This is a genomic window from Sorangium sp. So ce693 (assembly GCF_051521375.1).
Taxonomy (GTDB): Bacteria; Myxococcota_A; Polyangia; order Polyangiales; family Polyangiaceae; genus Sorangium; species Sorangium atrum.
Genome location: NZ_CP150347.1, coordinates 12134446 through 12149414, shown reverse-complemented (window position 1 = coordinate 12149414; position 14969 = coordinate 12134446). Strand labels below are relative to the sequence as shown.

Annotated in this window: 13 protein-coding genes; 5 read left to right on the top strand and 8 right to left on the bottom strand. The window is 70.1% G+C overall.

Features of this window, described 5'->3' with window-relative positions:
- The first annotated feature begins 23 nt into the window (after positions 1 to 23).
- Positions 24 to 269, top strand: a complete 246-nt coding sequence (locus WMF14_RS45335; RefSeq protein WP_437796777.1) for a hypothetical protein — start codon at positions 24 to 26, stop codon at positions 267 to 269.
- Positions 270 to 339: 70 nt separating this feature from the next.
- On the opposite strand, the gene WMF14_RS45330 is transcribed toward WMF14_RS45335, so the two are convergent.
- The 3 genes from WMF14_RS45330 to WMF14_RS45320 form a co-directional block, all read right to left on the bottom strand.
- Positions 340 to 1509 (bottom strand): protein-glutamine glutaminase family protein, encoded by a 1170-nt coding sequence (locus WMF14_RS45330; RefSeq protein ID WP_437796775.1) that lies wholly within the window; start codon positions 1507 to 1509, stop codon positions 340 to 342.
- Between the two features lie 456 nt (positions 1510 to 1965).
- Entirely contained in the window at positions 1966 to 3090 is a 1125-nt protein-coding gene (locus WMF14_RS45325; RefSeq protein ID WP_437796773.1) for a pectate lyase family protein, read from the bottom strand.
- Between the two features lie 225 nt (positions 3091 to 3315).
- Positions 3316 to 4599 carry an outer membrane protein assembly factor BamB family protein gene (locus WMF14_RS45320; protein ID WP_437796771.1) on the bottom strand — a complete coding sequence of 428 codons (1284 nt, stop codon included), beginning with the start codon at positions 4597 to 4599 and terminating at the stop codon, positions 3316 to 3318.
- Positions 4600 to 4787: 188 nt separating this feature from the next.
- Between WMF14_RS45320 and WMF14_RS45315 the strand changes: the two genes are divergently transcribed.
- Positions 4788 to 5666, top strand: a complete 879-nt coding sequence (locus tag WMF14_RS45315) for a hypothetical protein (RefSeq protein ID WP_437796770.1) — start codon at positions 4788 to 4790, stop codon at positions 5664 to 5666.
- A 78-nt stretch (positions 5667 to 5744) separates the two neighbouring features.
- On the opposite strand, the gene WMF14_RS45310 is transcribed toward WMF14_RS45315, so the two are convergent.
- The 4 genes from WMF14_RS45310 to WMF14_RS45295 form a co-directional block, all read right to left on the bottom strand.
- A complete protein-coding gene (locus tag WMF14_RS45310; protein WP_437796768.1) occupies positions 5745 to 6497 on the bottom strand; it encodes an SDR family oxidoreductase in 753 nt (250 codons plus the stop codon).
- 103 nt (positions 6498 to 6600) lie between these two features.
- Positions 6601 to 7185 (bottom strand): TetR/AcrR family transcriptional regulator, encoded by a 585-nt coding sequence (locus WMF14_RS45305; protein ID WP_437326078.1) that lies wholly within the window; start codon positions 7183 to 7185, stop codon positions 6601 to 6603.
- Positions 7186 to 7445: 260 nt separating this feature from the next.
- Positions 7446 to 8951, bottom strand: coding sequence for a carboxypeptidase regulatory-like domain-containing protein (locus tag WMF14_RS45300; protein WP_437796767.1), 1506 nt, complete (start codon positions 8949 to 8951; stop codon positions 7446 to 7448).
- Positions 8952 to 9351: 400 nt separating this feature from the next.
- On the bottom strand, positions 9352 to 10065 hold the full coding sequence (locus WMF14_RS45295) for a TetR/AcrR family transcriptional regulator (RefSeq protein WP_437796765.1): 714 nt from the start codon (positions 10063 to 10065) through the stop codon (positions 9352 to 9354).
- An 83-nt stretch (positions 10066 to 10148) separates the two neighbouring features.
- Here WMF14_RS45295 and WMF14_RS45290 point away from each other — a divergent pair, with 83 nt between their 5' ends.
- On the top strand, positions 10149 to 11285 hold the full coding sequence (locus WMF14_RS45290) for an FAD-dependent oxidoreductase (protein ID WP_437796763.1): 1137 nt from the start codon (positions 10149 to 10151) through the stop codon (positions 11283 to 11285).
- A 99-nt stretch (positions 11286 to 11384) separates the two neighbouring features.
- On the opposite strand, the gene WMF14_RS45285 is transcribed toward WMF14_RS45290, so the two are convergent.
- On the bottom strand, positions 11385 to 12065 hold the full coding sequence (locus WMF14_RS45285) for a hypothetical protein (protein WP_437796761.1): 681 nt from the start codon (positions 12063 to 12065) through the stop codon (positions 11385 to 11387).
- Between the two features lie 484 nt (positions 12066 to 12549).
- On the opposite strand from WMF14_RS45285, the gene WMF14_RS45280 reads away from it, so the two are divergent.
- The gene (locus WMF14_RS45280) at positions 12550 to 14112 is read left to right on the top strand and encodes an MYXO-CTERM sorting domain-containing protein (RefSeq protein ID WP_437796759.1); all 1563 of its coding nucleotides are present in this window, start codon (positions 12550 to 12552) and stop codon (positions 14110 to 14112) included.
- A gap of 87 nt (positions 14113 to 14199) precedes the next feature.
- The gene (locus WMF14_RS45275; RefSeq protein ID WP_437796757.1) at positions 14200 to 14889 is read left to right on the top strand and encodes a helix-turn-helix transcriptional regulator; all 690 of its coding nucleotides are present in this window, start codon (positions 14200 to 14202) and stop codon (positions 14887 to 14889) included.
- Positions 14890 to 14969 lie beyond the last annotated feature (80 nt).

Below are 14969 nucleotides of genomic sequence, written 5' to 3'. Positions count from 1 at the left end.
CCACGTACCACCGAGCAAGCATCATGAGCGACCAACTCCTCCAGCAAGTCCTCCTCGAAGCCCGCACCCACAACGGCTGGCTCGCCGAGCCCATCGACGACGCGACCCTGCACCGCCTCTACGAAGCCCTGCGCCTCGGCCACGCCGCGTTCTTCGCCGACGTGCCCTGGAAATCGATCCTTTTCATCAACCTGGGCCACGGCGATCCGGCGAAGCTCTACCCGCGCAACCCGCGCCTCGGCTTCGAAGAGGCCTGCCGTATCGCGTAGTCGACCGGCGCCCCGCCCGGCGTCGCGTCCACCGCCCCCGGCCCGAGCAGCACGCGCCTGGCCAACCGGGTCACTGAATACGAAGGTCCATCGGCTGACTCGAGAGCTCTCCGTTTGCCACCGTCACCTGATAGTCGCCGGGCGGATACTCCTGGGTGATCAGGATCCTGCGGATGTTGCAGGCGTCGATGGGCGCGAGCTCGTCAATGTCGTTTCCGGTGATGCGCACGGTCGTCCAGCCTTCGACGAAGTTGTCCCCGATGACGTAGAGGGGATACCAGACGAAGCTGTCGAACTGGTCCGACGCAAAGCGCCGGATGGTCGGCGGGAGGCCCGGATCGGGCGTGGGCTCCGGCTCGGCGCAGGGGCCCCACGGCGGACATTCGCCGAGGACCCGGTACGGATCGCGCCCGAGGATCTCCTGAACTCGCCATTCGGTCAGGAGCCGGTTGTACATGCTGCCATAGGGGTTCAGGTTGGGCGGCGGCGGCTCCAGGGGCACAGCGTCGAAGCACCCCTCCCCCAGGGCGTGGTCGCGGCACAACGCGACGTCGATGTCGTCGACGACGCTGAATTGAGAGAGCCACTCCGCGATCGGGAGGGGCCGCGACGGATCGATGGCGGCGTCCAGGATCATGAGCTGCCCACCGACCCGGACCACGGGCGCGACGTGGCCGGACCACGTCACGGTTCCGGACGGCTCGTTGGCTGTCTGGAAGACCAGCTGCTTGCGCGGCTTTGCCTTGACCCTGGCAAAATAGGGCGTCGGATAGTCCCATTGGTGGAAGAAGTAGACCGCTGTCTCGGCCCGCTCCTCGCAGCCGTTGTCGGCCGCGAGCCAGGGAATACGCCGCAGAAACTCGGGTTGCTCCGGCATGATGAGCAGCCGGCTGTCGCGGATCGCGGCGAACCCGGAGCTCAGCTGCTCCTCGGTCCACGTGGGAACGCAATCGGCTGCCAGGCTCCCGGGCGGGCCCTTGAGCTCATCGAACGATCGCGGACCGTCGGGCAGCTGGCAGGTCCCGCTCGCGCTGCCTCCGGGGGATCCTTCGTCACCCGGCGAGCCCGCGCCGGACGGCGGGGAGTCGACGGCGTCCTCCTGCAGCGCTCCCGTGTCGGAGCGCTCGATGTCAGGAGCCGGATCGGAATAAGCGCCCTCGTCGCCTCCACAGGCCGAGGCGGCCAGGGCCACCCCCGCGACGCACAACACACTTGCAAGAATAAAATAGGACTGTCGCATGAATCTGAGCTCCCTGCGTAAGATATGAAGCACCCCGAGAGGAGCCTTCACGCTCGGGGCATGTCGGGGACCGCGGGGTGCGGCGCACCATAGCACCGCTCGCGGTCCCCGCACGGAGGACATCGGCGATTCTCGAGGCTCGGCGGGATCGCGCCGCCGCCGCTGCTCAGAGGCAGTCCCGCAAACGCCTATTCGTTGGGCCCAGGTTGGGTCCATGCCGTCCGAAGGGCTGCGATCCGTGGTCACGCCGTCCCCAAATCCCCGGGACGCGACGGTTCGCCCCACGGAACACATTGCGCGTGGGCGATCTACACCGGCGGGTCGAGCGCAGCAGGTGCCGTCGTGCGCCTCGGGGTAGAAAAAGCAAACGCCGGGTGGGTATCAGCAAGATTCAGATCCTCCAGGCGGAGCCGGGCCACGGCTCCGTCCTCCGCGCTGGGTGACGTGTCTTGCCGCTCAGAGCTTTCCCACGCCGGCCGACGCGGGCGCGAGCGTCTTCACGTCGTTCGTGTCGCTCGTCAGCGCAGAGGCGTACGCGTACGGGATGTCCGCCGTGCAATTGGCGAGATAGGCGCGCGACGTGCGGCTCACCTCGACGTTCGAGATGCGCTCCGCCTTCCCGGGTGAATCGGACGGCGTGTAGATCGAGTAGTGGAGGGCTTCGTAGTAGTTCCGCTCGACGCGCACGCACGTGTTGGCGCGGATCTCCGTCGCGTCCTTCGCGCCGACGATGTAGTTGTTGAAGAAGTGCCCCACGGCGCCGCGGTACATCGGAACGCGGAGCAACACGTTCTTGTAGTGGTTGTGGTGCATCGTCACCTTGCGTTCGTCGTGGAGATCGTCGTCCGCGGCGCCCACCAGGCCGCCCTTGTGGTGATCGTGCAGGTACGTCCACGAGATGGTGATGAAGCCCGTCTGGCCCTTGATGTCGATCAGGCCATCGTACTTGTCCTTGTCGGTCTGGACGCTCGGGTCCTCGGAGTACACCTCGCAGTGGTCGATCCAGATGTTCTTGCTGGTCCCCGAGATCGAGATCACGTCGCCCCCGTTCACGTTCGCGGGTGTGCTCGTCCCCACCAGGGTCGCGCGCAGGTTCTGCAGGATGACGTTGTTCTGGCTCGAGACGTCGATGCCCACGCCGTCGAGGAAGGCATCCTTGCCGATCCCGACGATCGACTTGTTCGACTTGACGCGGATCTGACCGCCGCCCGATCCGTTCGTGATGTGGCCCTGGACGAGGATGACGTAGGGTTGGCTGGCCTCCGCGTAGCTCTTCAGCTCGGCGTAGCTGTCGACCGTGACCGTCTCGCCGGCCTGACCACCGGTGGTTCCGCCGTTCAGCGTGGCGAAGCCGATCGGCTCCCCCACGACACCGCCGGCGCTGCCCGAAGAGCCCCCCGTGCCCGCGCCGCCGGTCGCTCCGCCGCTGCCGTCAGCGCCGCCGGTCGCTCCGCCGCCGCCGCTCGACGTGCCGCTCGTGGAGGGCTCACCGCTGCTGGCCGTTCCCCCCGTCGAATCACCGCCGCTCCCAGCACCGCCGGCAGCGGAGCCTCCCGTCGTGGCGCCCTGCGAGCTGCTCACGCCGCCAGAGCTGGTCGCACCGCCCGCAGCCCGCTCTCCGCCCATAGCGGCGCCGCCGCCTGAGCCCACCGGGTGGCCATCGTCCCCGCCCTCGCCGTCGGAACAAGCGACCAGAATGCCCAAAGCGACCGGGATGGTTCGAGAGATCCGAAGTGCGCGGCGAGCAAAGCGGGAAGAAAGGATCATGATGGACCCTCGGTTGCCCGAGCGACCGGAAACCCCTCATCAGAATCCATTCCCCTCTGGCAACACCCGGCCAGGCCACGCAGCCTCCACGGGCCTCGGGCCGACGGCCGCCGCGGTGAGCCCGTCGGCCTGCACCACGCACGCCTGGACCGGCCGGCCGAGCGACGCGCGCCCCGCCAGGGCCCCTCGCTGCGCGTCGAGGAACGAGATCCCGCCGTGCGCGTCGCACAGCGCGAAGCCCCCCACGTAGGCGGCGCCGCCGAGGAAGTCGGCCTCGCCGGCGTGGGCCCAGGCGAGCGCGCCGGAGCGCGCGTCGAGGCCCACCGCGGCCCGATAGTACGTCGCCACGTAGCGCTCCGCTTCGATGCCCGGCGGGCCGTCGGCCCGGGGGCGGGCGTAGAGCCTCGCCCTGTCCTCGGCCGAGGCGGTCGGCGCGAGCACCTCGGTCCCGGCGGTCATCCAGACCGGCGCCCCGGGCAGCTCGCGCTCCGGCAGCCGCGCGGTCGACGCGCGCCCGGCCGCGCCGAGCCCGATCGAGGCGTCGAACCGCGTCGCCGCCTCGCCGCCGAAGAAGACCGCTCCGCCGAGCAGGAAGGCGCGGCTCACCTCGGTGCGGAGCAGCGCCCGCGCCACCTCGCCGCCGGTCTGCAGGTCGAACACCGTGACGTAGCGCCCCTGCCAGGGCAGGAACGCGTAGCGCCCCACGACCGCGGGCACGCCGATGGCGGCGGAGTCCTCGATCTGGCGCAGCACGAGGCCCTCGCGGCTCACCGCGAGCACGACGCTCGTGGCGCCGGTGGTCGACACGAGCGAGACCACGGTGGTCTCGCCGTCATCGCCCGCGCCGCGGAGCCTGCCGCCGGCGCGCCGCATCCAGAGCAGCTCCCCCGTGCGCGCGTCGAGGGCGAACAGCTCACCCCGGCCGAGCCCGACGACGACGCTCCCCGCGATGGCCGGGCGCGCGTCGAGCGGGTGCGCGAAGGTCCACGCCGGGCCGCCGTCGAGCGGCACCCCGACGAGCTCGAGCGCCCCCGCGCCCGCGATGACGCCGACCGCCACGTCGGCGCCGAGGGGGATGCGCCTGCCCGCGAACCGCTGCTGGAAGGCCGCGATGCCCGCGCCGCCGTCGTCCTTCCAGCGCGCGTCGAACGCCTCGCCCTGCGTCTGGCCGCCGCCGCAGGCCACGGAAAGGGCCGCGAGGGCAGCGCACACAGGGACGAGCAGCGCGCGGGCGCGGGCAGCGGCGCCGAGCGAGCGCGGGCGCGGGGTTCGACGGCGGGCCGTGGCCGGAATAGCCCTGTTCGAATCAATGATTTCGGGCATTTGCATCCACGTTCCGGCGATCCCCCGCATGCGTGTGTTCCTGCGCCGGTCGTAGCGTGGCTTCGGCTCGCCGAGCAAGCGAGGTGGCTCCTGCACACGGGTCTCGGTACGGTGCTCGTCGACGACGACGACGCGGTGCCGCTGCTCGACGATCAGGTCCTGCGCTTACCCGTGATAGCCATGCCGGCATGACGGTCCGTTCCGCCGAGCGCTTCTCCGTCCGCGGCTGCGAGGGGCACGCGCCCTTTCCTCTTGGAGCGTGGGTGTTTCCTGCAGAGCTCGAGGTCGTCCAGGAGCTCCACGCCGCGCTGCAGGCGACGTTCCGTGAGCGGCACGTGGTCACGCCGGCCGAGATCGAAGGCCAGGTACCCCGCGCGTTCGCCTTCGACGACCTGCTCGGGTTCCTCGCGCGGCGGCGGCCGGCGTTCGACCGCGCGCTCGCCGGCATGCGCTCGCCCATCGAGGCGTCACGGCTCGCGACGCTCGCAGCGGTCCTCCGGCTCTCGCGCGACGAGGTGACGGCGGCGCTGCGCGCCCGCGCGACGGGCGCCGGCCTCGTGGAGGGATCGACCGTCGTTTACAACTCGCTCTCGCGCGCGGCGGAGCGCGTGGAGGCGCTGCGCGAGCTCGCCGCCGCCGACGCCATCCTCGATTTCGAGCTCGAGCTGGCGCGCCTGGTCGCGCAGCCCTCGTGGACGCCGCAGGTCGACTGGAGCGAGCTCGTGCCCGACGCGGTCGAGGCGGCCTCCTGCGTCGATCCTGCGTCCGGAGGCGCCGAGGTCGACGTCGACATCGCGCGCCTGGTGCTGCCCGCGGCCCAGTGCTGCGTCGGCCCGGCAGCCCACGCGGTGAGCGGCGACCACGACGGGCTCGTGTGGATATCGCTCGCCGCGCTCGACGGCGATGCGCCGGCCCCGGAGCGCGCGCCGGGCGCGATCCTGGTGCGACCCTCGGTGGCTGCCGAGCAGGTCGAGCGCCTCGCGTTTGCCGCCGTCCCCGCGGCGCTGCGGGCGATCGCCCCCGGCGGCGCCCTGCTCGCCGTCACGCTGGTGGAGGATGAGGCGTAGGCGCGCGCCGTCGCGGCCTTCAACGAGGTGATCACGCAGGGCTGTGACGAAGCTCCCCGCGATGGCGGCGTCGGCAGCTCACGCCAGGAAGGCGCCGTCGATCGTCAGGCTCACGCCGTTGATGTAGGTCGACTCGGGCCGGGCCAGGTACGTGATGAACCGCGCGATCTCGTCGGGGTCGGCGATGCGCTTCTCGGGGCTCTGGTTGCGCACCCAGTCGACGTGCGGGCCGTCGAGCGGCATCATGTCGGTCGTCGTCGGACCAGGCTGGATGTTGATGATCGAGATGCCGCGCGGGGCGAAATCCAACGCCAGCCCGCGCACCAGCCGCGCGACAGCAGCCTTCGTCGTCCCGTACACGGTCAAGCCGGCGAGCATGGCGCGCTCGGCCGTGTTGCTGCCGATGACGAAGATCTTTCCGCCGCGCGAGAGGTGATTCGCCGCGGCCTTGGCGGCGACGAACACGCCGCGCACGTTGACGGCGAACATCCTGTCGAAGTCCTCGAGGCTGTATTCGTCCACACTGCCGAAGATCAGGATGCCGGCGTTGTTCACAAGGACGTCGAGCCCGCCGAGCGCCCTCGCGGCCTCGGCGATCGCGCCCTCGAGCGCGCTCGCGTCGGCGCTGTCGGCCTGAAGGGCGATGGCGCGCCCGCCCTCGGATTCGACGGCCGCGACGAGCTCTCGCGCCCGGTCCGGACTGCTGACGTAGGTGAAGGCGACCGCCGCGCCCTCACGCGCGAAGCGCTTCACGAGGGCCGCGCCGATGCCGCGCGATCCGCCGATGACGATCGCCTTCTTCCCTGCGAGCGGCCTGATGTCGTTGTTCATGTCGAGCTCCTTTGCGTCGTTGGCTGTTGTGTGCTGGTCTACTTGAACGATCAGTCAAAAATAGCGCGTGGCGAGGGCGCGGTCCGGAGCGGCCGCCGCGCGCTCAGCGCGGGCGCAGGCTCTGGACCGCGAAGGCCGCGACGTCGCGGAGGGCTTCGGTCGACGCGCCCGCCTTGGCCTGCACCTTCATCCCGCTGAGCGTGGCCGCGAGGAAGCGAGCGGCCTCGAGGCTGTCGATCGCGCTGCCGATGTCGCCCTCCGCCTTGCCGTCGTCGATGACGTCCTTCAGCACGGTCTCGAGCAGCGCGGCGCTGGTCGCGGTGAGCGCGCGCACCTCGTCGTCGTCGCGGGCGAGCTCGCAGACGGCGTTCACGCCCATGCAGCCGAGGGAGCGCGCCGCGCCGTGCTCCTCGGCGAGGTCGACGAGGACACGCTCGAGCGCCGCGAGCGCTGTCGGTCCGGCCCGGAGCGCCTTGATCACCGAGGCGATGCTGTCGGCGTTGTAGGCGCGGAGCGCCTCCAGGAACAGCCGTCGCTTGTCGCCGAACGTGTCGTAGAGGCTCTGTCGGCCGATCCCCATGGCACGGACGAGATCCTCGGTCGAGGTGCCGGCGAAGCCCTTCTCCCAGAAGACCGGGATGGCGCGCCGGAGCACCTCGTCGCGATCGAACTCCTTGGGACGGGCCACGGAGAGAGCATGAACGTTCTGGACTGACAAGTCCAGAAAAAAAGGGCTGCGCGACGTGGAGCCTGGGCGCCACGCGGCCGAAATGGAGCTCCTCGGCGAGCACGACGAGGGTGTGAAGGTGTCGCAGATCCAACTCCGAGGAGGATGGTAGACGCGGGCGTCGCGCTCCGGGCCGGCAGACGAGCGCAGGCGACGACACCATCGCCGCTCGCATCGCCTGGGAGATGCGCGGCCGCTGGCGACGATCGCGCTGAGGACGGTCAGGGGGCGACCGACTCGGATCCTGGCGAGCAGTCCCCCGCGAGGGTGCTGCAGCTGAGCCGGTTCTGCATGAAGCTCACCCGCCGCGGGATCTCGACCTGCTTGACGAAATTCGAGAGGACGCCGGTGCCGTCGGGGCCGGGGGTCGCGAACGGCGCCACATGATAGAAGGTGGCGAGCTGCTGGGTCTCGGCGTTATGGCACCCGTTGCAGGTCTGCCCGGCGAACGCGTGGCGCAGCGGCTCGTCCGCGCCGGGGAAGACCCATTTCGTGGCGGAAGGCACGATGTTGCCCTCCGCCTCGCCGCCGAGGAACGAGGGGTCGAGCGGCGTCGCGCCGGCGATGATCCCGGTGCGGTTCGCGAGCAGGAAGGCCTCGAGGCCGGCGTCGCCGTTGAGCTGCTGGTCCGGCGTCTGGGCGGCCTCCACGAGCCGAAGGAAGGCCTGGTAGCCGGTCGGCTCGGGGACGAGGTGGAACTCCCGCCACGACCAGGGAGCGCCCATGAGGTCTTCGCTCGTGCGGAGCTGGGCGAGCGCGCTCGCGTTGGGGTTGCCCATCGTGCTGCGCTCGGCGCCGCGCTGCGTGAAGAGATCCGTGATCTCCTGGAGCTCCTGGTTGTACTGGACGCCGAAGGCGTGCTGCCCGAGCGCGTGGAAGCGGGCAATCCAGCTGTGCCGATCCGGCGCGATCGAGTTGGTCGGCAGGCGGTACTCGAAGATCACCGTCATTCCACCGATGAAGTGATTCGGCGGAACGATGCCGAACACGAAGCGCGCCTCGCCGCTGCCGCTCGCGTGCAGGTCGGTCCGGTTGAAGATGCCGAGGAGCCGGAACGGCGCCTGCGCGACATCGAGCTTGCCGTCCGGCCGCGTCGGCCAGAGGTTCAGCAGCGAGAGCGTCCCCCGGTTCGTCGTGGGATAGCCGTTGATCGTCAGCGGCTGGAAGCCCTCCAGCCACTCCGCCACGAAATCCGCAGGATCGACGCCGCTCGGGGTCATCTGCTCGATCAGGTACCGGAAGCTCCAGGGCCCGCCCGTCGCGTTCGAGGTGCGCGCGTCCTGCGTGACCGACGGATCGACGATCGCGATCTCCTTGTAAGGATCGACGGCCGGGCCCGCGCCGCAGGCGCCGGCGCAGGTGAAGCTCTGGATCCGATCGGCCGTGACGCTGCCGAGGTTGACCGTGCTCGGCGTGATCGTCGCGCCCGGCTTGGACGGGGTGAGCGTGTACGTGCCCGCGGGCAAGCCGGTGAAGAGGAAGTTGCCGTGGCTGTCGGTGACGGCCTGCGCGCTCGCAGCGCCGCTGAGCTGGACGATGACGCCGCTCATCCCTGCATTCGAGGTGTCGTTGCCGACGTGCCCCGCGATCGCGACGGCGCCGTTCAACGCAGCCTCGGCGATGTCCAAGGATGGCTGCTCCTCGAGCGGCTCGACGCCGCAGGACGAAAGGACAAGGGCAGAGAGCGCGAGCAGGCGAGACGGCAAGGGGCGTAACCTGGTTTTCATCGACAAGGATCCTTTCACGACAGGTAGAACGAGCGCGCGGACGTGCTCGCCCGATCTTGGGCCTCTAAGAAGCTCGGACCCCCGGTCCGTCAAGAGGTTTTACATTACTTCACAGGCTTTCCACGAGGCGGAGCGCCTGCGCGGCATCTTCTCGGCGCCGGAGCACGTGATTTCCGGCATCGAGTGCCCCCCACTGGCAACCCGTCGGTCCTCGCCGCGTTCGCCCTCCGACGACGACAGGCCTCCTCGTCGCTGAGCGACGCTAGTTAGGTGGCGAGGGATCGCGGCCGCAGATCTCGTCGAGTCGATCGGTGTCGTTCAGCCTGCCGGTGTCGCACGTAGAGCAGCCTCTGTTGATGGCCTTGCCGATCCGCAGATTTCTGACCCTCCTCGGGCATCATCACGTCGCTGAGGACGGGATCGGGCGGCCCGCGATTCCGGCGAGGATCAGGTCGATCCCGGCGAGGAGCTCCTTGCGGTCGTCGTGGCCGGGGAGGTGGGCGGCGACGCTCCGCGTGAACGGGTACTCACGGGGGTCGAGCTCGCGCCAGCGCGCCGCTGCCGCCTCGAGGAAGTCGACGCGGTTCGTCGACGGCGCGAGCTCGCGGCGCGCGAACTGGCTCGCCGCGGCGTTCTGGATGCTCACGCCGATGACGTAGCTGAGCAGCGTCGACGCCGCGGTGAACTGGGCGCGCCCGCGCACGCCCAGCGCCTCGACCTGGCGGCCGAGGCGCTCGTAGATCCGCAGCATCGCCGTCTCCCACGGGGCGCGCGAGAGCTGCGCGCCCACCCACGGATGCGCCTCGATCGCGTCGAACACGCCGAGCGCGATGCGATGGATCGCCTCGTGCGGCTCGGTCGAGCCGCGCACCTCGCCCATCGTGCGCGCGACCACGGCGTCAGTCGCGGCGGCGAGGAGCTCGCTCTTGTTCGTGACGTGCCAGTAGATTGCGCCCGGGCCCGTCGCCAGGCGCGTCGCGAGCGCGCGGAACGTCAGCCCCTCCTCACCGTCCGCGTCCAGCAGCGCGATCGCCGCCTCGACGATCACCTCGCGCGAGAGCGCCTCCTCGCGGCGTCTCTCGCGTTCCGGCCCTCGCGTCGACCTCTTCGTCAAGGCTCCATCTTGACAGTTCTGGAGCGGCGTTCCAGGTAATTGTTTGGAACGATGTTCCAGGCTGAAGGCCGAGAGGAATCACCATGACTTCTATCTCCATCATCGGCGCCGGACCGGGCGGGCTCACCCTCGCGCGCGTCCTCCACGTCCACGGGATCCGGGCGACCGTGTACGAGGCGGACGCCTCCGCCGAGGCGCGCCCCCAGGGCGGGATGCTCGACATCCACGACTACAACGGCCAGCTCGCGCTCAAGGCCGCCGGCCTCTTCGACGAGCTCCGCCGCATCGTCCACGAAGGCGGTGAGGCGATGCGCATGGTCGATCCGCAGGGCACGGTCCTCCTCGACCAGCCGGACGACGGCGCCGGCGTTCGCCCCGAGGTGCTCCGCGGCGACCTCCGGCGCATCCTCCTCGACTCGCTCCCGCCCGACACCGTGCAATGGGGCAAGAAGCTCACGGGCGCGCGCCCGCTCGGCGACGGAAGGCACGAGCTCACCTTCGCGGACGGGTCGACCGTGACCACCGGCCTCGTCGTCGGCGCCGACGGCGCGTGGTCGAAGATCCGGCCGCTCCTCTCCGACGTGAAGCCCGAATACGTCGGCACTGCCTACGTCGAGACGTACCTGCTCGACGCCGACGCGCGGCATCCCGCGAGCGCCAGGCTCGTCGGCGGGGGCGCGCTCTACGCGCTCACGCCCGGCAAAGGCATCATCACGCACCGCGAGACGAACGGCGTCCTCCACACCTACGTCGCGCTCACGAAGCCAAAGGCGTGGTTCGAGAGCATCGACTTCACCGATCCGAAGGCGGCGCGGGCGCGCGTCGCCGCGGAGTTCGAAGGCTGGGCCCCGGCCCTGACCGCGCTCATCACCGACGGCGAGACCGATCCGGTCCTGCGCGTGATCCACAAGCTCCCCGCCGGGCATCGCTGGGATCGCGTGCCCGGCGTGACGCTCCTCGGCGACGCCGCGCACCTGAGCCCGCCCGACGGGGAAGGCGCAAACCTCGCGATGTACGACGGCGCGGAGCTCGGCAAGGCCATCGCGGCGCACCCGGATGACCTCGAAGCCGCGCTCGTCGGATACGAAGCAGAGATGTTCGTTCGTGGAGCGAAGGCCGCTCCCGAGGCCGCGGCGACCTTCGAGCTCTGCTTCGGCGAGACCGCCCCGCACGGCCTCATCGCGTTTCTGTCGGGCGGGGAAGCGCGGTCGAGCGGCTAGCTTGCCCCGTCGCGGGGCCGGCGCGCCGTGCTGAGGGCGTGAGCCTCGCGACGAAGGTGCTGCGCGCGGCCGGCTCGGAGGGCGGGTTACCGAGGTGCTCTAGTCCAACAACACCGGCTCGACGGTGAGGTTGTACGTCACATTGAGCTCGAATCCGCTCGAATTCTCGGCATGGATAAAGATCGTGTGCCTGCCTGGCGAAAGCGGCGGGAGCAGCACGTAGATCCCCTCGTCGACGCTGGGCGAATAGATCCCTGCCGGCACGTCCTCGCCGCATGGCGCGTCGAACAGGTTGTCTTCGGGCACCGTGATCGCGAAGGCATCGGACCGGACGTGGCGCGGATGCCTGACCGTCGCGCCGTCGACCGTGGCATACGCGTCGGTTATGCCTTCGATGAACGGATGTATCCCCTCGAACAGCTCTGTGGCGCTCAGGTTCGCCGCGCCCTGCCCGCACACGTTCGGGCTGTTCCAGCCCAGGATGTTCACGATCGGAAAGAAGATCTTTCTGTCCTCGGGCACGGTGCAGCTTCGGGTCACCGTTCCTCCGAAGACCGTGCCCGCCAGAAACCAGACGTCGCCCCGCTGCCCGACCATGCAATCTTTCCCGGTCGTGTCTTCCACAGGGTTTACGGGGCTCGGTATCGACGTTGCCCATTGCCACCACTCGATGCTCAGATCGCGGTAAGGCCTGGGGCCGGCGGGCCCCGTTCCGGTCGGAGCCATGACCCCGAAGCCGAGCACGATCATCGCGGCGAGGTTCCTCGCGCTGTTCCTCATGGCGCTCTCCTTCTCACGAGGGACGGAGCCATGCTCTGCCCTCGACGTGGACACGCTTGAAACATCAAAATAAAGAAATGTCTCCCGGCGACAACGATACCCACAGCGTGACCATGTGCAATCGAGCAAGCCTGTCACGCGAAGACGAAGACAGGGAGACAGAACGGACACCGAGTTCCCCCCTGTGTCCCCGTCATCGAGCAAGGCCTCTCCGGACGGAGGACGTCATTGCTCTCCTACGGATGAACGTGAATGTCCAGGTCAGCAGCCCGCGCCGCCCCGAGGCGCACGCGCTCCGCGCTCGGTCACGACAGGCGTGCTCGCGCCCGGCTCACCCGGCCGCGACGCACAGCACGTCAGACCGGTAATCCACCGCGCTTCATCGTGGCCTGGATGAGCCCGTACGGGGAGAAGGTCGCGCACGGCCGCCACACGTTGCACGCGCCGTCTTGACGGGCGAGCGCGCCCGCGCATTCTGGCAGCCATGTCCCTACGCCGCGCGCCCGTCGCTCCGCTCGCCCTGCTCACCTCCCTCCTCCTCCCCGCCCCCGCCGCGGCGGCCGTCGTGCCGGTCGGCACAACCGAGGAGCTCGTCGCCGCGATCGGCGCGGCCAAGGCCGGCGACGAGATCGTCCTCGCCCCGGGCACCTACGCCTTCGACGGCGTCTCCTGCGCGGCCGCGGGCAGCGAGGCCGCGCCGATCGTCGTGCGCGCCGCCGAGCCGCTCGGCGCGATCCTCGAGCTGTCGGGCGTCGAAGGCTTCAAGGTCAGCGGCCCGAACTGGCACTTCGAAGACCTCGATATCCGCGGCGTCTGCGCCGACGACTCGGACTGCGAGCATGCCTTCCACGTGTTCGGGGCAGCGAGCCGCTTCACCCTCCGCCGCTCGAAGGTGCGGGACTTCAACGCCCAGCTCAAGATCAACGCTGCGCAGGTGGGCGGCGTCTGGACGGCCCCCGACGACGGGCTGATCGAGCGATCGGAGCTGTTCGACACCCACCCGCGCAGGACCGGCAATCCCGTCACCAAGATCAACATCGACGGCGGCAAGCGCTGGACCGTGCGCGACAGCTACCTGCACGACTTCCAGAAAGACGGCGGCGACACTGTCAGCTACGGCGCGTTCATGAAGAGCGGCGGCTCGGACGGGCTCTTCGAGCGCAACCTCGTCGTCTGCACCACCGCCGGCTCGCCGGACGGGGCGCGCATCGGGCTGTCGTTCGGCGGCGGCGGCACGGGGGCGCAGTACTGCGCCCCGGCCTACGACCCCGACGTGCCCTGCGAGGTCGAGCACACAGGCGGGACGATGCGGAACAACATCATCGCGAGCTGCTCGGACGTCGGGGTCTATTTGAACCGCGCTACGGACACGCAGCTGCATTTCAATACGCTGATCGCGACGAGCGGGATCGACTTCCGCTTCGCGACGACGAGCGGCGTCGCGCGCGGCAACGTCCTCACGGGCAAGATCCGCGACCGCGACGGGGGCACGCATCAGGAGAGTGACAATCTGGTCGAGGTAGGACTCGCGACGTTCCAGACGTGGTACGAAGATCCAGGTCTCGGCGACCTGCACCTCAAAGGGGATGTTGCGTCGCTCGTCGGCAAAGCGCCCGCCGAGGCCGCGGTGACCGACGACTACTGCGCGCGCGGGCGGCCGGGCAGCGGGAGCTTCACGCTCGGCGCGCTCGAACATTCGCTTGGCGACTGCGCGACGGTGCCGCCGCCGGGGCCCTCCGGCGAAGGGGGCGCGGGCGGCACCACCGGCTCGGGCGGGATGGGCGGCGGCACCGGATCTGCGGATGGGACGGGCAGCGGCGCCGGATCCGCGGGCGGGGGTGAGGCGGGCGGCGCAGGCGGCACGGGCGCAGGCAGCGGCGCCGGCGCGGCCGGCGGGGGTGGCGACGCCTCCAGTGACGGCGAGGGCTGCAGCTGCCGAGCCGCGGGCGTCGGCGGGAATCACGCCCTTGGCCTCCTGGCGGCGGTCCTCGCCGCGTTCGCCCTCCGGCGACGACAGGCCTCCTCACCGCTGAGCGACGCCAGGTAGGTGGCGAGGGGCGACTGCGATCCACCCGGGCTCGCGGTGGACCGCAGGGTCGGCCATACTGGGCAGCATGACGAAGGGAAGCTGCCCATGAGGACCACGCGCTCCATCCGCGGCAGCGACCATGCGCTGGTGCAGCGGATCACGCACGTCGCCTATGGCGACGACACGCAGGACCAGTCCCTGCCCGACGGCTGCTGGGACCTTGTGTTCATGAAGCGCCGCGGCCGGCTGCAGGTGCTGCATACCGGTCTCATCACGCACCCGGTGGCGCTCGGCTACGAGACCGGCGACGAGTACCTGAGCATCGCCTTCCGGCCAGGCGTGTTCATGCCGGGGGTGCCGGCGATGGGCATGCTGGACCAGGGCGTGCTGCGCCCGCTGGCGAACTCGCGCTCGTTCCTGCTGGGGCCGCGAGCCTTCGAGGTGCCCGACTTCGAGAACGCCGACGATCTGGTGGCGCGCCTCATCGGGGCCGACCTGCTGGTGGCGGACCCGGTGGTGTTCCGCGTGCTGCAAGGCGATCGAGCCGGCACCAGCCTGCGCTCGGTGCAGCGCCGTTTCCTGAGCGCCACCGGTCTCACGGCCAAGCAGCTGTCGCAGATCCACCGTGCGCAGGCGGCGCTGCAGCAGCTGATGCATGGCAATGCGCCGGCCGACGTGGCTGCCGCCTGCGGCTACGCCGACCAGGCGCACCTGGGCAATTCGCTGAAGCGGATCATGGGCAGGACGCCCGGCGAAGTGGTGCGGGCTGCGGCCCGGCCCAGAGCTGGGCGCTGAGGGCCCAGACGGTCCGGCGAGTCCCGAGTCTGTCGTTTTCTTCCAATACGGGGCCCACCCCGGTGGATACGGTGGCATCG